This is a genomic window from Mycobacterium sp. SM1 (assembly GCF_018361265.1).
Taxonomy (GTDB): Bacteria; Actinomycetota; Actinomycetes; order Mycobacteriales; family Mycobacteriaceae; genus Mycobacterium.
In genome coordinates this window covers 640,845-658,996 of record NZ_JAFLNH010000003.1, presented here as the reverse complement: position 1 = coordinate 658,996, position 18,152 = coordinate 640,845, and the positions used below count along the sequence as shown (strand labels likewise).

Sequence of the window (18,152 nt, the reverse complement as noted above, 5' to 3'; positions counted from 1 at the left end):
ACCGGTGCCTCACCGTCATCCACTGTTTGGTCGGCGGTGGTCCGTTTCGCGTCGTGCACGGTGGCACTGATCTGCGTGTCGATGGCGATCACTCCGTCTTGATCGATCGTGGTGGCGGACGTCGAAACGCTAACGCGTATCGACCGTCCGTACAAGGGCGCCGCCCCCGGTGGCACCCGCTCTTGTGCATATGGCTTATTGCGGTCACAGTTAAAGACATGGCTGAACAGACGGTGAAGCAGTGGCTGGAGGGCTGCACGGTCCAGCGGATCATGTTCCGCGACGGCCTCGTGCTGTACTTCGATGACTACAACGAGCTGGTCATCTCGGTGCCGCTGCGCCTCACCCTGCCCGCGACCGAAACGTCACCCGTCGAGGTGGTCTCGATCGACCCGCGGGACATCGCCGTGGAGGAGCGCCCCCTTTTTGACTTCGCCGGGACGACATGCACCAGTGTTGTCTGGTATGACAGCGGTGATCTGCATCTGGAGTTCTCCGACGGACACCGGATCGACGTGCCGCCGGACCGCCGGGTCACCGCCTGGGAGCTGTACGGCAAGTACCACGGCTACGCTGCCTGCCTGGCGCGCGGCAAGGTGCGGGTCGTGCGCCACGACATACCGGACAGCGAGAACGGCCCGGCCAGCAACCTTGCCGACTGAACCGACGGCCCGCCCGCCGCGCAAGCCCCGGGCGCTGCGCGTCATCGCCACCGCATCGGTCGGGAAACCGGGGCGACCAATGCGCTCTCACCCGTCATTCCCGTCATTCATTGCGTCATCAGCCGGCCGTATCGAGGCGGTATATCCGCGCCGCGTTGTCACGGGCGATGAGATTTGCCACCCGCACGGCGTCGGACTCGCTCCAGTCGCCGTGATCGACAAACCCGCGCAACACCTGATAAAGACCTTTGCGCCACAACGTCGCGCCCAGGAAGTGCAGTTCGGCGGGCCCGAAGCCATCGGATGAGTACACGATCTTGCGAAAGGGCGCCATCTCTAACATTCTGGCGAGGAACGCCGGCCCGCGTGCTCCCAGATAGCTCAGCGACAGGCCACCGTCAAGGTAGACGTTGTTGAAGGCCTGCGCCAGATAGCCGGCCTCGCGCTCGTAGGGGTAGCAGTGCAGCAACACGATCGGGGTGTTGCCCGACCCGCGCAGAAAATCCAGCAGGTACAGCGGATTGGCTTTACGCAAGTCAGCGTCCCGGTCGCCAAAGCCGACATGCAATTGCAGTGGCTTGCCCAGCCGCAGCGCCTGATGCAAGCCGAACCGCAGCAGAACCCGGTCTCGTAGTCGCACACCGCCGGCGGCGCGCCACCGGTCGGCGGCGTCGGCCACCTGCGCGGCAGGCGGTTCGCTCAGATCGCCCTCGAATCCCCCCCGATACGCCAGGACGGATTTGGTGGCGACGGCGGTGGCGCTGCGCCGGTGCAGGATTTCCGCGAACGCCGACGCGTAGTCCCCCGACGCCCGCGCGGCCTGCTCGGCCACCTGCTCGAGGCGAACCACCTCGTAACCGCGACCCCCAGACAACTCGCTGAGCTCGGCAACTCCGGCCACCCCCTCGATCCCGGTATCTATCAGCCAGGCAGAGACCCCGGCGCCGCGCAGGAATCGGCGGGCCAGCTCGGTCTCGGCGAGCTGGCAGCGGCGTTCCCAGTATGCCTGGGGGTCAGCATGTTTAGGCAATCCCAGGATCGGGGCACAGTGAGCTCGCACGGCGAAGCCAAGCTGCGAATCGAATCCGGTGTCGAACTCGGCGAGCGGTTCGGTGTTGGCCTCGTTCAGAGCATTCTCGAAGCGCTTCCGGTCCCCCGCCGTCAGCCAGCAGCCATGCGCATGCTGATCGATCAGCTGCACGTCGGCGAGGTGCTGCGCCAGAGCGGAACCGGCGGGACCGAGCATGCTCACACGCTCCAGGCCATGCGAAATTTCTCAATCAGTTGCTCGGGACTGAGGTCACCATACTGTTCGTGCTCCAGACGTCGGACCGCCACCAGAGCGTCGATCGCAGGATCACCTAAAATAGCCCGCATTACGCGCGAATTATCCAGTGCTGCAATCATTGCCGTCTGACTAGTCGTCAGTGGCACAATCTTGGCACGGTCGCGATCCCGATCGGAAAGCCCAGCCGGGTCCACCGTCGTTTCCGGTGGAAGCCTAGCCTTGTGTTTAATTCCGTCGAGTGCCAGCCCGAGGATTGCGGCCGATGCGAAATAGGGATTGGCCGACGGATCGACTACTTTCACCTCAACATTGCCGCCATAGGGACTTGCGGGGCCGCCGCTGACGAATCGCAGTGCTGCCTCACGATTTTCAGCTCCCCAGCACACATAGGCCCCAGCCCAATTGTGGGGGCGCATCCGCAGGCCCGACACAATCGATCCGCATAAGATGCCCTGCGCCTCGGGTAAGCCGGCAAGCACGCCCGCCACCGCACTCTCACCCTCCGACGTCATGCCTCGTGCGCCTGCTCCGCCGGAGAACAGTGGCCCTTCCGAAGTTGTTAGCGAAAAGTGTTGATGGGCACCGGATCCGACGCTGTCGACAAAGGGAGCAGGTGAGAGGCTGACGCGCAGCCCATGACGGCGGGCAACGCGGCCGATGATGAGCCGGGCCAGCACCAGCTGGTCGGCGGCGGCGACCGGCGACTGCGGCGTTAACGAAATCTCGAACTGGTTAGCGCCGTATTCGGGATGAAGCTGCTCGATACCGACACCCGCGGCCGTGGCCGAGGCGGTGACATCACGAACGAACCCCTCATGCTCGAGCACACCGGCGAGACCGTACTGCGCCCACAGCGTCGACGGTAGCCGACTGCCGTCGGGATTGACCAGGAGGAACTCGATCTCATGTCCGATGACGGCATGCAGGCCGGCCTCGGCCAGCGCGACCTCGATCCGGCTGAGGGTCCCGCGGCTGCACACCGGAAGCGGGCTACCGTCCTGGTCGAAGAAGGCAGCCGGCGCCCAGGCCAATCCGTCGCCGATGATCCGCAGCGCCGACAGATCGATGCGGACACGATAATCGCCGACGACACCGATATCGTCTGTGAAGGCGATGCCGCTTTGATCAATGGCGAAGGCATTCCAGACAGGGCTGACACCTAACCCCGGATTGGCAAATGTGTTGGTCCGGCGTATCGGCACGGTCTTGGCCTGCATGAGACCCGCGGGGTTCACGACGGTGCCGATGACGGCGTCCACCCCCTCGACCTCCAATTGGGCGATCGCTGCGGCGGCCAGCGGCGCGACGGTCATGACACCCATTGTGCAGGGCCGGGTATGCCGGGACGCGGATGCCGGGCTACTCCGACCGGGCCGGGCTTATGTCGTCGGCGGGCGGGCAACGCACTGGGCCGCGTAGAGTTGCTCGCCCAGCTTGTCCATCAATTCCAGCTGTGTTTGCAGATAATCGATGTGGCCCTCCTCGTCGGCGACAATTTTTTCCAAGAGCTGCGCGCTGGTGCTGTCTTGTCTTTCCCGGCACAGGATGATCCCCGGTTTCAGGCGGTTCATCACGTCGAATTCGATCGCGAGATCGCTCTCGAATTGCTCGCGCAGCGTCTGGCCGACGCGCAGCGACCCGAGGCGCTGATAGTTCGGCAACCCGTCAAGCAAAAGTATTCGGTCGGTAACCATTTCGGCGTGCCGCATCTCGTCGAAAGCCTCCGCGCGGGTGCGGGACGCCAGCTCGGTAAAACCCCAGTTCTCCTGCATCTTGGAGTGCAAGAAGTATTGGTTGATGGCGGTGAGCTCACTGGTCAATTGCTCGTTGAGCAGGCGCAAAACATCCGGGTCGCCTTGCATGGTCACTCCTTGGGTGATTAACGCTGTCGAACGTGTAACGCGATGCTAGCCAGCCCGGCGCGGCCCGATTGGCGGAACCACCCAGCCTGCCCGGATCAATCTAACCGACGGCGACAAAAGCCGGGTGCCGGCCCGCGGCAAGCCGGGCGGGCCGGTCGTGGCCGGGCGTGATGGATGGGCGTGCCGTGCGGCTCGGGCGCGGCGTTGCGCGCCGCCGAGTCGCGCAACTCGGCAGCTCTACCGCACACCCACCGCGATGCTTCTGCGGCCATCGCGTCATCCGGCGAGGTTAGACTCCCCTGACTAACTTAGGTTAGACTGCTCTAAGGTGCCTCGCTCAGACATCCCCGATGGCGTGGCTGCGGTGGGCGCAACCGAGGCGATCCGGATCCGGCAGAGGGACGGTGCTGATGTACGTGTGTCTGTGTGTCGGTGCGACGACTCAGACGGTGTCTGAGGTCGTCGCTCGCGGTGCATCGACATCTAAGGAGATCGCCGAGGCATGCGGTGCCGGCGCCGACTGCGGGCGGTGCCGGCACACCCTGCGGGCAATCATCGCCTCCGGTTCGCCGCTGCACGCGAGCCCGTCGCGCTGAGCTTCGGTGCGCGCCAGCATGAGTGAGCGTCGAACTCCTATCACGGACTGACCGGGCGAACGTCACGGTCCCGGCTGACCAACTCGCCGATCAGCCGGGCGAGTTTTCGGTAAGGCGCCTCGCGGCCGCTGGAAGACCGGAATACCAGCCCAATGCGTCGTCCCGGCCGCGGCGCGGCGAAGCAGGCCAGGCCCAGGCGGCTGCGCGCGGCCTCGACGGGCACCGCGCTCTGCGGGATCAGTGTCACTCCCAGCCCGCCGGCGACGCATTGCACCGCCGTCGCCAAGGACGCCGCCCGGGTGTTGGCCACCGTGGCGCGTACGCCCGCCTGGCGGCAGACGTCCAGGGCCTGGTCACGCAGGCAGTGGCCCTCGTCGAGCAGCAGCAGCGGCAATTGGGCCAGCGCTGCCGGCGGGACCCGCCGTTTGCCCGATAGCGCGTGCCCGGGAGGCAGCACCAATACGAAATCTTCGTCGTAGATCGGGATCTCGCTGATTCCACTGATGCCGGCCGGCAGGGCGATCAGCGCGGCATCGAGTGCTCCATCGCGGAGCGCGGTGAGCAGGCGATCGGTCTGGTCCTCGATGACCCGCACCGTCAGCGCGGGCAGCTGATCGGCCAATCCCGCCAGGACCGTCGGCAGCACGTAGGGGGCCACCGTCGGGATCAGCCCCAGACGGATGCCGCCGCGCAGCGGGTCGGCTGTCCCAGCCGCTGCGGCGGTGAAGCCCGCCATCGCTTCCACCACTGCTTGTGCGTGCGGCAGCAGCCGTCTGCCCTCCGCCGTCAAGAACACCCGTCGCGTCGATCGCTCGATCAGCCGGACGCCGAGGCCCGTTTCCAGCGCGCTCAATGCCTGCGACAACGTCGACTGACTCACTCCCAAAGCGGTTGCGGCGCTGCTGAAGTTATGTTTTTCCGCGACCGCCGCGAACGCTCGCAGGCCCGCGATCGTGGGTTGATAAGCTCTGTCGGACACTCTATCGGACATACCTATTATTATAGTGGGAAATATCACTTTTACTTTTGGGTGATTTCTGTGCAGGATGATTCTTGGCGCAGGTACATCGGAACCAAAGGAGCAACATGCCACTACTGACCATTGGTGATCAGTTCCCAACCTATCGGCTCGTTGCGCTGCGACCCGGCGACCTGTCGGAGATCGGCGCCACGCAGCCCGGAGACTACTTCACCACCATCAGCAGTGACGATTACCCGGGTAAGTGGCGGGTAATTTTCTTTTGGCCGAAGGACTTCACCTTCGTGTGCCCGACCGAGATCGCCACGTTCGGCAAGCTCAACGACGAATTCGCTGACCGAGACGCACAGGTCCTGGGCGTTTCCGTGGACAGCGAATTCGTGCACTTCCACTGGCGGGCGCAGCACCCGGACCTCAAGAACCTGCCGTTCCCGATGCTCTCGGACATCAAGCGTGAGCTGGTCACGGCTACCGGCGTGCTGAACAACCAGGGCGTTGCCGACCGGGTGACCTTCATCGTGGACCCCGACAACGTGATCCAATTCGTTTCGGCGACCCCCGAGTCGGTGGGTCGCAACGTCGATGAGGTGCTGCGGGTGCTCGACGCGCTGCAGTCCGGTGAGCTGTGTGCCTGTAACTGGCGTCAGGGTGAGCCGACCATCGACGCCGGCGAGGAGCTCAAGAAGTCGGCCTGACGAAACCGTACCGAGCAGCGACAGCTGGCCGAAACGCGCTACATTTTTGGGCTGTGGCTCTCAATGAGGTCGACCTCGGGCATTTGCGCCGCTGTGTTGAACTTGCGCGCATCGCACTGGACCACGGGGATGCGCCGTTCGGTTCGATTCTGGTGGGCGGCGACGCCCGGATCCTCTACGAGGATCGCAACCGGTCCGGGAGCGGTGACCACACCCAGCACCCCGAGTTGGCTATAGCCCGCTGGGCAGCAGCGCATTTGGCCCCGCCCGATCGTGTTCGCGCGACCGTTTACACCTCCTGCGAGCACTGCCCGATGTGCGCCGCCGCCCATGCGTGGGTCGGCCTCGGGCGCATCGTGTACGCGACATCGGCGGCCCAGCTCCATCGCTGGCTCGCGGAATGGCAGGCGCCACCGCCGCCGGTGGCGCCACTACCGATCCCTACCGTCGCGCCCGGGGCCCTGGTCGACGGCCCGGCCCCGGCCCTTCAGGATGAGCTGAAGGCCCTCTATGAGGCCAGGTTCAGGCGAGAAGCACCGTCAGCACCGTCGCAGATCACTGGTTAAATGGCCGGCGTGGCTGACAAGCGCGCACCGCTCACGGGGGCGGCCAAGCGGCGGGTGCCGAAGGTCCGCGACCTCGCGCCGCTGATCCGGTTCCGCAGGCCCCGACTGAACCGGACCAGGCAGCGCCTGGAGGCCGCGCTGACCATCCAGGATCTGCGGCGCATCGCCCAGCGCAGGACGCCGAAGGCCGCATTCGACTACGCTGACGGCGCCGCCGAGGACGAGCTGACCTTGCAGCGCGCCCGGCAAGCCTTCTGCGACATCGAGTTTCACCCGATGATCCTGCGCGATGTCACCGACGTACACACCGGCTGGGAGGTCCTCGGACAACCGGTCGCGTTGCCGTTCGGAATCGCGCCGACCGGGTTTACCCGGCTGATGCACACCGAGGGCGAGGTCGCCGGTGCCCGGGCCGCCGCCGCGGCGGGGATTCCGTTTTCGCTGTCCACCTTGGGCACCGCCGCCATCGAAGACGTGGCATCAGCCATTCCCACGGGCCGCAAATGGTTTCAGCTCTACATGTGGCGCGATCGGGAGCGGTCGATGGCGTTGGTGCGCCGGGCCGCCGGCGCGGGGTTCGACACCCTGCTGGTCACCGTCGACGTTCCGGTCGCTGGCGCACGGTTGCGCGACGCCCGCAACGGGATGACGATCCCGCCCGCGTTGACGCTGCGCACCGCGCTGGACGCGCTGGCCCATCCGCGCTGGTGGTTTGACTTGCTGACAACCGAGCCCCTGGCCTTCGCCTCGCTGGATCGCTGGCCGGGCACCGTGGCCGAATATTTGGACACCATGTTCGACCCCAGTCTCACATTCGCGGATCTGGCCTGGATCAAATCCCAGTGGCCCGGCAAGCTCGTCGTCAAGGGCATCCAGACGCTCGACGACGCCCGTGCAGCCGTGGCCGCCGGCGCCGACGGCATCGTGTTGTCCAATCACGGCGGCCGTCAACTCGACCGGGCGCCGGTGCCGTTTCACTTGTTGCCTTCGGTGGCCGCCGAGCTGGGTAAGGACACCGAGATCCTGCTCGACACCGGCATCATGTCCGGTGCCGATATCGTCGCCGCAATCGCGCTGGGGGCGCGATTTACCCTCGTCGGGCGCGCGTACTTGTATGGATTGATGGCCGGTGGTGAGGCCGGCGCGCGCCGTGCCATTGAGATCCTCTCGGGTCAGCTTAGCCGGACCATGCGGCTGCTCGGCGTCACCCGCCTGCAGGAGCTGACGCCCAAGCATGTGACCCAGCTGCGGCGGCTGATCCCGGTTGAGCCGTGCCCACGCGGGTGACGTCTGACGGTGGTTATTCTGGTTATTCCATGTGCTGGTCATCCACCGGTGATATCCGGCACCCGCGCGGATCGCGCTCGTTACGTGCGCTCGCACACTTCGGCGTTGGGCGTTGATCCCCTAGTTGGACTGGCGTATCAACGCGAACGTGCTCGCTGGCGCGGTGCCCGACAACGGCCTATCAGCGGGTGTCGCCATGGTGATCGCGCGGTGTCGGGGCGCCTCCACGTCAACTCCGCTCCGATGTCAGCATGACCGGCGAGGAGCGTTCCGTGCCCGCGGTCAGGTAAGGCGAGATCAACTCGAGATGCTGGAAAGCCTTAACCGCCCTGGGTTGACAGCGACGTAGGGTCGGGCCCGGTGTGATGACGGGATCACTGGCCCGGGACCACCGAATTGCGTGGCGGCTAGCTGCCGTTGGAAACACGATTTGCCGGCTTCCGCGGCTGTGCCCGCTGCGACCTCGGCGGGCCTCCCAGCTCACCGGCACAGGCCGGACCCGGTCGCCCGGCCGTTTCAGCCCTCCCCGAGGGCCCACCGGCCACGGGGGGATGCGGGAATCGGTTCTGTAGCGCCCGAAGGAGGCGCTGGATTTCCTCGATGCGGGCCTCCACCTCGGTGAGCAGCGCCGTATGCGACTGCCTTCGACGAGTCTCTCCCCATTTCCCTCGGGGCAGCACGGATACTGCAAGATCTCGCAAATGGACGAGTTCGGCTAGGAGAATGGCTTCGAAAAGCCTCGCCTGGGTGGCGTCGGCGGACACCGCCGCCCACCCCGCGGTGCCCCCGGCCGAGCTGACCCAGCGGGCGTGCGCGGGTAGTGACTGGGCGTTTTGATGGCCAGACGAGTGTGCGCCTGAGAGAGCGAACCCTCCCGAGTCCGAGCGGTACATGATGTCCACCTCCCAGGGGCCGTGGTAGTTGAAGTTGGCGCGTGGATAGTCAGGGACGACATTGACCCGGCCGCATCCAACTCGCCCCGAGAAACACCCGGGCGGACACCGACACCCTCGGAGTTTCGGCTAGCCGCCACCACCGGCTGCCTGACCGCCACCACGCCCTAAAGACTAGAAACAACAGGAAGCGATGTCAATGTTTTGCAAGTCATTTGCAAACATATCGACATGCGTCCACTTGCAACCGCTAATTTAGTGTTGAAAATGGTTGAGAATAGCAAGCAATTAGCGGTGTCCGGGGTTGATGGTGGCATCATGATCACCATGCCGGACGATGGGCTAGCCCGGGTGGGCCGCTACGTGGTGAACCGTCGTGTCGCGTTGGGCTATAAGTACCGTATCGACTTGGCCAAGGACTTACCGATAACGGATCGGACACTGGCCGACATCGAAAACGGCGTCCGCGAGGCCAGCCTGGGGACCTATGCCGTCGTGGAAAACAAACTGGGATGGATGCCCGGCGGTATCGAGGCCATCCGCGGAGGGAGCGAACCCGTAGCGGTACAGGCGAACTCGCCGACCACACCATCCAACCCCTTGAGGCCGGTGCCTACCGAGGCGCTGTTACTGGAGTTGCGCCGCCGTATCGTTTGGGGCCACGTGCGTTTCGATCGTGACGACAGGGGCTGGGGCGCCCTGGCTGCGCGCGGCGACGGGAGTGAGTACGGCTAGCAGCGCCAGGATTTCTGTCAATCTCAGATCCTGTGGTGTGGTCTGTTCTAGCAGCGCGTGCAATTCGTCGAGCAAGGCGCGGCGGCTGTCCTCGCTCAGCTTTGCTCGGTCGAGCATGTGGCCAATCGTCGCCCCGCTCCCGGCGAGCGCAACGAAAAGCACTCCACTTCAGCTGCCGAAACGAAGAAGTTCACCAAGCGTTTACGTTGGCCGACTGGATTCAGGCCATGACGCGTCGTGAAGAGGTGGGCCGCGGGCGCTCGCGGCGCGGCTGCGCGCGCACGGGCGAAGGCGTAGCGAAACCGCGCAGCTGCCGCCCGCCGACGACCCGCAGGAGCGGCTGCGGAGCCTACCCGGACTCAACGGCGTGGCGGTGCTGGGCACCCTGACCATTCGGGTGGATCTGGATTGACACCACCACCGGCGTCGGTGACTGGCGTTACCGTCTGTCTATGGCCTATGACACCGAACTCGCAAACCGGATCCGCGAGCTGCTGGCACCGCTGGGCGGCGTCGAGGTGGGCGCACCCCCCGCTGTCGAGGAGAAGCCGATGTTCGGCGGGCTCGCCTTTCTCATCGCAGGAAACATGGCGGTCGCGGCCAGCGGCCAGGGCGGCCTGCTGGTGCGGGTGCCGCCCCAAGACACCGACAAGCTGCTGGGACGCGCGCACGTCAGTGCCATGGTGATGGCGGGCCGTGAAGTCCGGGGCTGGTTGCGGGTGGCCGGTGCCGGTGTGAAAACCAAACGCCAGCTGCGCAGTTGGGTGGCTCGGGGCGCAGATTACGCGCGCAGCCTGCCCCCGAGGTGACCGGGACGGGGTGTCGCGGGCCTGACGAGACGGCCTTGACGAGATGGACCCGGTGATAGGGGCTCGACGATATGGATTCGTGTGAGCGCCTGGTGCAACGCCTGCTCGACGTCGCCGGCACCACGCATGCGGCAGAGGCCGGAATCCGCCTGGGCGACAAGCCGATGCCGCTGTTCCAGCTGCTTATGCTGTGCATGCTGGCCAGCAAGCCGATCAGCGCCACGGTTGCCGTGCGCGCCGCCCGGGAACTGTTCAAAGCGGGGTTGCGCACTCCGAAATCGGTGCTGGCCGCCGATCGTCACACCGTGATCAGCGCGTTCGCCCGCGCCCACTACGTGCGCTATGACGAAAGCTCGGCCACCCGTCTCACCGGCATGGCTCAGCGAGTCTGTGACGAGTACTCCGGTGATCTGCGGGAAATCGCCCGGCGCAGCGGGCACGATGTGCGGGCGGCGACCCGCATGCTCAAGCAGTTCAACGGAATCGGCGATGTTGGGGCGGCGATCTTCCTGCGAGAAGTCCAAGACGTTTGGACCTGGGTGCGGCCCTACTTTGACAAACGCGCCATCGCCGCGGCCGAGGCACTTGGTCTGCCTACCGATCCGGCAGCGCTGGGATCCCTTGCTCCGCAGGCTAACGCGCGTCTCGCGGCCGCATTGGTGAGATTCTCCCTAGAGGACAAGGTGCGCAGCCAGGTGACCGGCTGACCGGCCGTGAGCGTGCACATCGGCACCTCTGGCTGGTCCTACGACCACTGGACGGGGGTTGCGAACTGTTGCGTGTTGAGTGTAGTTAAGTGTGCGTAAGTGTGTTTGAATTGGTGTTGTGAATCTGGCGGATTGGGCCGGATCGGTTGGGGTGAACCGGCATACGGCTTATCGCTGGTTTCGGGAGGGAACGCTGCCGGTGCCCGCGGGGCGGGTGGGCCGGCTGGTTCTGGTGCGCGCGACGCCGGCCGGCGGGGGCGCGGCGGACAGTGTGGTGATCTATGCCCGGGTGTCCAGCCATGATCAGCGCGCCGATTTGGATCGCCAGGTGGCCCGGTTGACGGCGTGGGTGACCGAGCGGGATCTGGCGGTGGGGCAGGTCGTTACCGAGGTCGGGTCGGGGCTGAACGGCAAACGCCCGAAGCTGCACCGGGTTTTGAGTTCCTAACTGAAGTCAAGCCACTTGGGGGTTCGTAGGCTTGCGTTTAGCGGGCTGGGATGTTGGAGCGCGTGGCGACTCCTGTGACTCCTGGCCCGCCTTTTTGCGGCGCTGGCGCATGAGTTTGTGGCGGACGTGGTCGCGGCGGCGGGGATCGAGTTGGTAGCGTCTTTGACGATGGCTCGGCCTTCCGATTCGGTGATCGCGGTGCCATCGACGTCGCGCAGTTGGTAGGGCTGCCCGTTGCGCATGCAGGTGGCGATGCGGGTGATCAGCATGGTGGCCAGGTGGCAGATCGCCGAGTCATGGTGGCGGTCCCCGGCCATTAGACGGTGGTACTTCGCGGCAAATTGGGGATCGACTTTGCGCGCCTGATCGGCTGCGGTGTAAAGCATTTCGCGTAGCAGCGGGTCGCCGGCCTTGGTGATCGACGACTCGGTCTTGGCCACCCCCGATTGGCTGACTTTCGAAACCAGTCCGGTGTAGGCGCGGATCGCCGCGAGCGAGGTGAACCGGTGCGGATCACCGATCCGGCCGGCGATGACCGCGCTGATGGTGGCTCCGAGGCCGGGCGCGGACGCGACAATCCCCTGCGGGTCGGCCTGGGCGTAGAGGTTTGCGATCCGTTCGTCGATCTCTTTGATCTGACGGGTCAAAAACAGCGCTTGTTCGGCCTCGTGGGCGATGTCGGCGGCCAGTTCGGCGAAGCTCATCCCATCGGTGCCGTCGACATTCCACAGGGCGAGGGTTTCTTTGGCCGCGACGATCAGGCCGGCGGCATGCTCGTCACGCCAGGCGCCACGGGACCGCGTGGCGAGAAACCTGGCCAGCCTGGCCTGGCCGAGCCGGATCACTGCGTGGGGATTGGCGTAGTGCGCCAGAAACTGCAGCGCGGCGTTGCCGTAGTTCGACCCGAGCACCGCATACCAGGACGGTCCCAGCAGCTCGATGAGGGAGTCGAGGCGGGCATAGACCGCGGTGTGCGGCGCTTGACCATCGTGGAACGCTGCTTGGTGAGCCGCCGCAACGGATCAGCTGGGCCTTGCCCGGTGTAGGGACGCAATCCCTCAGGGCGCAGCAGCGCCAGCCGGGCCAACGGCTCTGAGTCGATCCGGTCGTTCTTGGCGTGCTTGGAGTAGTACTTGCGCAGGTCCGCTGACTGAGTCGTCGGCACCATCACCACCTTCGCGCCGCGCCGGCGAAACCACTCCGCCACCACAATCCAGGCGTTTCTGGTGGGCTCGAGCACCACCGTCAGCTCGCCTGGATCCTCGGCACCCACATCGGCCCACACCCGCTCCAGCTCGTCGGGGCGGGTCAAGAACTTACGGCCCCGCCACACCGTCTTGCCGTCACGGGCCAGCGTCGCCTGATGCGCCGCCCGGACCGCGACGTCGATCCCCAACGTCAATGCCACTGCACAACCCTCCTGCCACAAGCTCTTCCAGATCACCAGGTGACTGAGCGCCACGGCCACGGTCCAGACATTCTCTAAGCAGGAGTCCACACCACGGGCTGGCTCCAAGTTCCCGAACAACAACACCGCACGACCAGACACCAAAGTCCACGGGAGGCCGCTCAAATCTCAGGGATCACCAAATGTCCCAGTCGGACCCTCGGACCTGCCCGTGGACTCACACCGAGGCTAAATGTCAGACCCGGATGCGAAGGTCATTGTTGTGGAGCATCGCGACCGGTTGGCCCGCTTGGGGGTGAAGCATCTGGAGGCGGCGTTGACTGCGCAGGGGCGGCGGATCGTGGTGGCCGACCCCGGGGAGACGACCGATGATCTGGTGCGCGACATGATCGAGGTCCTCACGTCGATGTGCGCCCGGCTGTATGGGCGGCGCGGGGCACGGAACCGGGCGATGCGCGCGCTGACGGCCACCAAACAGGGACCGGGCCGGGCGGCATGATCGTCGGGATGCGCACCCGGGCGCAGGCCGCGAAGGTGGCCGCGGCCACCGGCGGGGCGCATCTGGCGGGCAAGCCGAAACCCGATGGGACGCCGACGTGGTCCCGGTATGTCGATATCGGCGCAGACTTTCAGGCGCACCGGGCGGCGGTGGAGTCGGTGTCAGTACTGTTCGAGCTGTTCGATGGCGACGCCGAGGGCTGCGCCCAGACGGGTTCGCCCGGTGCGCTGTTGCCCACCGGGTGGACGGTGACAGCGGCCAAGTTTGAGGTCGAATGGCCCATAGAGCCGGATCGGGCCGGGTTGGTGCGCTCGCATTTCGGCGCGCGGCGCAAGGCGTTCAACTGGGGCCTGGCCCAAGTGAAGGCCGACCTGGACGCCAAAGCTGCCGATCCAGGCCATGAGCCGGTGGGCTGGGACCTGGGTTCGTTGCGGTGGGCGTGGAACCGCGCCAAAGACATGGTCGCGCCGTGGTGGGCCGACAATTCCAAAGAGGCCTACTCCTCAGGGCTGGCCGATCTGGCGCGGGCGCTGCAGAACTGGTCGGCCAGCCGCAACGGCACACGGCGAGGTCGCCGTGTGGGCTTTCCGCGTTTCAAATCCGCGCGCCGCGATCCCGGTCGGGTGCGTTTCACCACCGGAACCATGCGAGTCGAGGACGATCGGCGCACCATCACCGTGCCCGTGATCGGGCCGCTGCGATCCAAGGAGAACACCCGCCGGGTGCAACGGCATGTCGCTTCCGGGCGGGCCCGCATTCTGAGCGTGACGCTGTCGCAGCGTTGGGGCCGGTTGTTCGTCTCGATCGGCTACGCGCTGCGCACACCGGCCACCGCGACCACGGTGGCCTCGCCGACCGTGGTCGCCGGCATCGACCTCGGGGTGCGCGCTTTGGCCACCGTCGCCACCCTCGACACCGCCACCGGCGAGCAGACCATTACCGAGTACCCAAATCCGGTCCCGCTGAAAGCCACCCTGGCGGCGCGGCGGCGGGCCGGGCGTGAACTTTCCCGCCGCATCCCCGGATCGCGCGGCCACCGGGCAGCGAAAGCCAAGCTGACCCGGCTGGATCGCCGGTGCGTGCACCTGCGGCGGCAAGCCGCCCATCGGCTCACCACCGAGCTGGCCGGCGGCTATGGCCACATCGTGATCGAAGACCTCGACGTGGCCGCCATGAAACGCAGCATGGGACGACGCGCCTACCGGCGCGCCGTCTGCGATGCGGCGATGGGTTCGATCAGGCCGATGCTGGCCTACAAAACCGCCCGCCACGGCGCGGTGCTCACGGTGGCGGATCGCTGGTTCCCATCCAGCCAGATCCATCACGGCTGCGCCCAACCCGACGGCACCGCGTGCCGGCTGATCGGCAAAGGGCGCATCGACAAGCTGCTGGTGTGTCCGCGCACCGGCGACGTCGTCGACCGTGATCGCAACGCCGCGCTTAATCTCCGTGACTGGCCGGATCACGCCAGTTGTGGTCCAGTCGGGACCACGGCCCCACCGGTACCCGGGCCAACCGCATCGGTTGGCACAGGCCATGGCGCGGACACCGGAACATCCGGTGCCGGCGGAGCATCCGTAAGACCCCGCCCGCGCGGGGCCGGATGCGGAGAGGCCAAAACCCAAACCCCGCAAGGGGACGCCGCATGAGCGTGCAACTCAAACACACTCAACGGCAACGGTGCTCTACCCACCGGGGCTGCCGCCGGCGCGGCGGTTGGCCCGGTATGCCGAGGTGTTCGACACCGTGGAACTCAACTCCAGTTTCTATCGCTGGCCCGCGGATGCGACCTTCGCCGGGTGGCGTGAGCAACTGCCGGCACGGTTCACCATGTCGGTCAAGGCGCATCGCGGGCTGACGCACTACCGCCGGCTGGCCTCGCCCGAACCGTGGATAGAGCGGTTTCAGCGCTGTTGGCGGGCATTGGGCGATCACCACGGGGTGCTGCTGGTCCAGCTGCATCCCGACCAGCACCGCGACAGTGTGTCGCAGGCTCGCCTGACCGCCTTTCTGGCCGTCCTGCCGGCCCAGATCTGGGTCGCCGTGGAGTTGCGGCATCCCTCATGGAACGATCCCGCGGTGTACCGGTTGCTGGAACGCCACCGCGCCGCCTATGTGGTGATGAGCGGTGCCGGCCTGGCATGCACCCCGCGCGCTACCACCGACCTGGTGTATGTCCGGATGCATGGGGCGGACCCAGACACGAGGTACGCGGGGTCGTATTCGGCGGACGAGCTGCGGTCCTGGGCCGATCGGATCGCCGGATGGGGTGACAAGGGCCGGGATGTTTGGGTGTATTTCAACAACGATGTACGCGGGCACGCCGTCCGCAACGCGTTGGCGTTGCGCCAGCTGGTGAGCTGACCAGGCCGCGGCCCCACCGCGGCCTCCGTTTCGGCCAGAGAATTCGTGGGCAACAGCCCGTCGTCGGCTGCGGCCGGTACCGCGACGACGTGTCCGGTGGAGCGCACTCGATGACCCGGGAAAAGAAAAAGCAGACGCGAGAAAGAAGGCCCGTGTCTACCCCGCCATTTCAACCGGCAAGCCCGCAGGGCTTAGGTGGATGGGCAGCCAGGCGCCATTGATGACGTCGGGCAGCCGCAGCGCCTGCAAGCGTTCCCGCTCGGCCCGCCGGCGTTTGACTCGCAGCCGGGCGTCGGACGGCATCGTCACCAGCTCGTCGCTGGTCAGGTAGTAGACGTCATCGACGGTATCGATGAGGTCCGCACGGACCCGTCGAGATCCCAGCTCACGCAACGCCATCCGCAGTTCGTGGGTAAATCGCATGGTGGCGTCGTAGACCTGCTCCCGGGAAGACCGGGCATTGGCGGCCCACCGCTCCGACCGCCTCGACCTGCTCATGGGCGGCCCCGCGGCGGGTGGGACGGCGGCGGCGGTTTTGAGAAGCATCGCCGGGTTGTCACCGAATGTCGGGTTGGCCAGCTCCGCTTCGCCCGGGCCGCGATGCGCGAGCCCGGCGACGGCTGACCGCAAAGCCGCAGCAGCCGTGTCAGACGACGCGCAGAATCGTTCGACGTCACCGTCACGCGCCGCGTCCGCCAGTCGCGGATCGCCCCGCAGCATCTCCACGAGGGGCGCGATTTCGGCCGCGATGCGGTCGCTTTCCAGAATCGCGCCAATCCCGGCTACGCCGCCGATATCACCCGCGCGGGTGTGCTCCAGCATCGCCGCGGTGACACCGGTGTCGATCAGCCACAGCGCCATCAGACTCCAGCCCTGATGGATCCGATCGCGCAGTAACCCGATGCGCACCTCCAGGCCGGCGTCTGACAGCTCGGCCAGCTGCGCGGGCTCGACGTGCTCGCCCATCGCGGCCGCGCTGTAGGCCTGAGTGTCGGCCTTGAGGTGACGGGCCATCGCCAGTGACCGTGCCAGGGCGAGCGACTTGGCGGCCGACCCGAGCAGCCCGCCTGCCAGCCGTGGCTGACCTAGCGGCAGCAGGTTGGGCCCGCGCGGCTTGCCATCAGCGGCCTGCGCGGCGACGGCGTACTGATCCCAGCCGGGCAACTGGGCTGCGGCGAGCACGTTGGCCGACACCCCCACGTACGGTCGATGTCCGAACACCGCAATGGCCCGGCTTTCCCACTCACCGGCCACCACACCCCCGAGTGTCATCGCCTGACCTATCACCCGGGCGGCTGCCCGCAGGCCGGCCAGCTGGACGTCGAGCGTCAGCGGGGTCAGCGGCCCGGGCAACGCCCCGGTGAGGCACGTCGCGCTGAACACCGGAAACCGCGGATCGATTCGGTCGTCGAACTCGCCCTCCAAGCCCTCCGGCGCGGCGCACTGCAGGGGTGTGCCGTCGGCGGGCTGCAACCGCGGCCGGGGTTCGACCGGCAGCGGCACCCGGCCGGGCAGGTCCGTGGCGCCGGTTGCCTGGAGCCGGCGCCCAGCCAGCCCGCGCGCGGTGTCGGCAACCGCCTCGGTTGCCGACCAACCGAACTCGAACGTCCACTCCTCTTGCGCCGCGGCGACATCCATCTCGGGTGTCAACTGGGTCCAGGTGGCAATCCCATGCACCCGCCGCGGGCCGACCCGTTGCAGCAGCCGCCACGCGGTTATCGTGTTGGTGGCATCCGGGCTCGCGAGGTCGACACTGCCCGTGCGATCGGTGGCCACCGCGAGCACCAGGAAGCGCGCCAGGTCGTCAAGGTGCACGAGCCGCACCGGCTGCGGCGACATCTTGGATCGCAGCAAGCTCGCCACCGTGCGGGCCACCATCCAGTCGGATTGGCGGCCCACCGGCGGCGCGATCCGCACGATCAGGCTGGGCCCCCAGCTGGTGGACACCAGCGACTCGGCCTGCCGGTACAGCTGGGGCTCCCCCGCGGCGTGGGACACGAATAGCAGCCGGGCGCCCGCGCGGGCCGCCGCGTCGGTGACGCGCACAACACCGGTGATGCCGGCACAGCCGGGCGCGTTGGCCTCGATCGGGGCAAGGTGAATCACCGCGTCGGCCTCGTCGGCCAGCTGCTGCAATACCGGATCACTCAGGGACGCGCACACGAAAGAGACCTCCGGATTAAGGCGATCATCCGGGCGCGTCGCGATCCCGGTGACCACATGGCCGGCGGCCACCAGCTGTCGCGCGACGAAGCGCCCGACCGCTCCGCTGACCCCCGTCACTAGGATCCGCACAGCGTCACCTGCCTCACCCGGTGCCTATATCGACAATAGGCATGGCGGCGTGGTTTGTC

The 18,152-nt window shown here is 66.6% G+C and carries 18 protein-coding genes and 2 pseudogenes; 13 read left to right on the top strand and 7 right to left on the bottom strand.

Annotation, left to right across the window (positions count from 1 at the left end; all coding sequences use genetic code 11):
- The first annotated feature begins 218 nt into the window (after positions 1-218).
- Positions 219-662, top strand: coding sequence for a DUF6188 family protein (locus MSM1_RS16070; protein ID WP_213444277.1), 444 nt, complete (start codon positions 219-221; stop codon positions 660-662).
- A 118-nt stretch (positions 663-780) separates the two neighbouring features.
- Here the strand turns inward: MSM1_RS16070 and MSM1_RS16065 are convergent, their stop codons facing one another.
- The 3 genes from MSM1_RS16065 to bfr form a co-directional block, all read right to left on the bottom strand.
- A complete protein-coding gene (locus MSM1_RS16065; protein ID WP_213444274.1) occupies positions 781-1,908 on the bottom strand; it encodes an amidohydrolase family protein in 1,128 nt (375 codons plus the stop codon).
- Between the two features lie 2 nt (positions 1,909-1,910).
- The gene (locus MSM1_RS16060) at positions 1,911-3,263 is read right to left on the bottom strand and encodes a glutamine synthetase family protein (RefSeq protein WP_213444271.1); all 1,353 of its coding nucleotides are present in this window, start codon (positions 3,261-3,263) and stop codon (positions 1,911-1,913) included.
- 66 nt (positions 3,264-3,329) lie between these two features.
- Positions 3,330-3,812 (bottom strand): bacterioferritin, encoded by a 483-nt coding sequence (gene bfr, locus MSM1_RS16055; protein WP_213444269.1) that lies wholly within the window; start codon positions 3,810-3,812, stop codon positions 3,330-3,332.
- Between the two features lie 410 nt (positions 3,813-4,222).
- On the opposite strand from bfr, the gene MSM1_RS16050 reads away from it, so the two are divergent.
- On the top strand, positions 4,223-4,408 hold the full coding sequence (locus tag MSM1_RS16050) for a bacterioferritin-associated ferredoxin (protein WP_213444267.1): 186 nt from the start codon (positions 4,223-4,225) through the stop codon (positions 4,406-4,408).
- Positions 4,409-4,448: 40 nt separating this feature from the next.
- Here the strand turns inward: MSM1_RS16050 and MSM1_RS16045 are convergent, their stop codons facing one another.
- Complete coding sequence (locus MSM1_RS16045; protein ID WP_213444543.1) at positions 4,449-5,387, bottom strand: hydrogen peroxide-inducible genes activator; 939 nt, start codon at positions 5,385-5,387, stop codon at positions 4,449-4,451.
- Positions 5,388-5,494: 107 nt separating this feature from the next.
- On the opposite strand from MSM1_RS16045, the gene MSM1_RS16040 reads away from it, so the two are divergent.
- From MSM1_RS16040 to MSM1_RS16005, 8 genes and pseudogenes are all read left to right on the top strand, one after another.
- On the top strand, positions 5,495-6,082 hold the full coding sequence (locus MSM1_RS16040) for a peroxiredoxin (protein WP_213444265.1): 588 nt from the start codon (positions 5,495-5,497) through the stop codon (positions 6,080-6,082).
- A gap of 53 nt (positions 6,083-6,135) precedes the next feature.
- Positions 6,136-6,648 carry a nucleoside deaminase gene (locus MSM1_RS16035; RefSeq protein ID WP_213444263.1) on the top strand — a complete coding sequence of 171 codons (513 nt, stop codon included), beginning with the start codon at positions 6,136-6,138 and terminating at the stop codon, positions 6,646-6,648.
- A 9-nt stretch (positions 6,649-6,657) separates the two neighbouring features.
- A complete protein-coding gene (locus MSM1_RS16030; RefSeq protein WP_307857412.1) occupies positions 6,658-7,935 on the top strand; it encodes an alpha-hydroxy acid oxidase in 1,278 nt (425 codons plus the stop codon).
- A 1,160-nt stretch (positions 7,936-9,095) separates the two neighbouring features.
- Positions 9,096-9,563, top strand: coding sequence for a helix-turn-helix transcriptional regulator (locus MSM1_RS16025; protein ID WP_213444259.1), 468 nt, complete (start codon positions 9,096-9,098; stop codon positions 9,561-9,563).
- Between the two features lie 57 nt (positions 9,564-9,620).
- Entirely contained in the window at positions 9,621-9,794 is a 174-nt protein-coding gene (locus MSM1_RS16020; RefSeq protein ID WP_213444257.1) for a hypothetical protein, read from the top strand.
- 221 nt (positions 9,795-10,015) lie between these two features.
- Positions 10,016-10,372: a TfoX/Sxy family protein gene (locus tag MSM1_RS16015; RefSeq protein WP_213444255.1), complete on the top strand. Its 357-nt coding sequence runs from the start codon at positions 10,016-10,018 to the stop codon at positions 10,370-10,372.
- Between the two features lie 71 nt (positions 10,373-10,443).
- Positions 10,444-11,079, top strand: a complete 636-nt coding sequence (locus MSM1_RS16010) for an endonuclease (RefSeq protein ID WP_213444253.1) — start codon at positions 10,444-10,446, stop codon at positions 11,077-11,079.
- Positions 11,080-11,197: 118 nt separating this feature from the next.
- Positions 11,198-11,521 (top strand): annotated as a pseudogene (locus tag MSM1_RS16005) (recombinase family protein); the annotation flags it as partial.
- Positions 11,522-11,523: 2 nt separating this feature from the next.
- On the opposite strand, the gene MSM1_RS21980 reads toward MSM1_RS16005, so the two are convergent.
- Both MSM1_RS21980 and MSM1_RS21975 read right to left on the bottom strand, forming a co-directional pair.
- A complete protein-coding gene (locus MSM1_RS21980) occupies positions 11,524-12,438 on the bottom strand; it encodes a transposase (RefSeq protein ID WP_307857411.1) in 915 nt (304 codons plus the stop codon).
- Entirely contained in the window at positions 12,369-13,076 is a 708-nt protein-coding gene (locus tag MSM1_RS21975) for a transposase (protein ID WP_307857410.1), read from the bottom strand. Before MSM1_RS21975 ends, MSM1_RS21980 begins: the two co-directional genes overlap by 70 nt.
- Positions 13,077-13,167: 91 nt before the next feature.
- Here MSM1_RS21975 and MSM1_RS15995 point away from each other — a divergent pair.
- The 3 genes and pseudogenes from MSM1_RS15995 to MSM1_RS15985 form a co-directional block, all read left to right on the top strand.
- A pseudogene (locus MSM1_RS15995) lies at positions 13,168-13,434 on the top strand (IS607 family transposase); the annotation flags it as partial.
- A complete protein-coding gene (gene tnpB, locus MSM1_RS15990) occupies positions 13,431-15,083 on the top strand; it encodes an IS607 family element RNA-guided endonuclease TnpB (protein WP_213444251.1) in 1,653 nt (550 codons plus the stop codon). The pseudogene MSM1_RS15995 and the gene tnpB, both read left to right, overlap by 4 nt.
- Positions 15,084-15,114: 31 nt before the next feature.
- Complete coding sequence (locus tag MSM1_RS15985; RefSeq protein ID WP_213444249.1) at positions 15,115-15,798, top strand: DUF72 domain-containing protein; 684 nt, start codon at positions 15,115-15,117, stop codon at positions 15,796-15,798.
- Positions 15,799-15,954: 156 nt separating this feature from the next.
- Here MSM1_RS15985 and MSM1_RS15980 read toward each other — a convergent pair whose 3' ends face one another.
- Complete coding sequence (locus MSM1_RS15980; RefSeq protein ID WP_213444246.1) at positions 15,955-18,093, bottom strand: NAD-dependent epimerase/dehydratase family protein; 2,139 nt, start codon at positions 18,091-18,093, stop codon at positions 15,955-15,957.
- Between the last annotated feature and the right edge of the window lie 59 nt (positions 18,094-18,152).

Coding starts and splice junctions, on each gene's coding strand:
- MSM1_RS16070 (WP_213444277.1), top strand. CDS start 219: ATGGCTGAACAGACGGTGAAGCAGTGGCTGGAGGGCTGCACGGTCCAG.
- MSM1_RS16065 (WP_213444274.1), bottom strand. CDS start 1,908: ATGCTCGGTCCCGCCGGTTCCGCTCTGGCGCAGCACCTCGCCGACGTG.
- MSM1_RS16060 (WP_213444271.1), bottom strand. CDS start 3,263: ATGACCGTCGCGCCGCTGGCCGCCGCAGCGATCGCCCAATTGGAGGTC.
- bfr (WP_213444269.1), bottom strand. CDS start 3,812: ATGCAAGGCGACCCGGATGTTTTGCGCCTGCTCAACGAGCAATTGACC.
- MSM1_RS16050 (WP_213444267.1), top strand. CDS start 4,223: ATGTACGTGTGTCTGTGTGTCGGTGCGACGACTCAGACGGTGTCTGAG.
- MSM1_RS16040 (WP_213444265.1), top strand. CDS start 5,495: ATGCCACTACTGACCATTGGTGATCAGTTCCCAACCTATCGGCTCGTT.
- MSM1_RS16025 (WP_213444259.1), top strand. CDS start 9,096: ATGGTTGAGAATAGCAAGCAATTAGCGGTGTCCGGGGTTGATGGTGGC.
- MSM1_RS16015 (WP_213444255.1), top strand. CDS start 10,016: ATGGCCTATGACACCGAACTCGCAAACCGGATCCGCGAGCTGCTGGCA.
- MSM1_RS16010 (WP_213444253.1), top strand. CDS start 10,444: ATGGATTCGTGTGAGCGCCTGGTGCAACGCCTGCTCGACGTCGCCGGC.
- tnpB (WP_213444251.1), top strand. CDS start 13,431: ATGATCGTCGGGATGCGCACCCGGGCGCAGGCCGCGAAGGTGGCCGCG.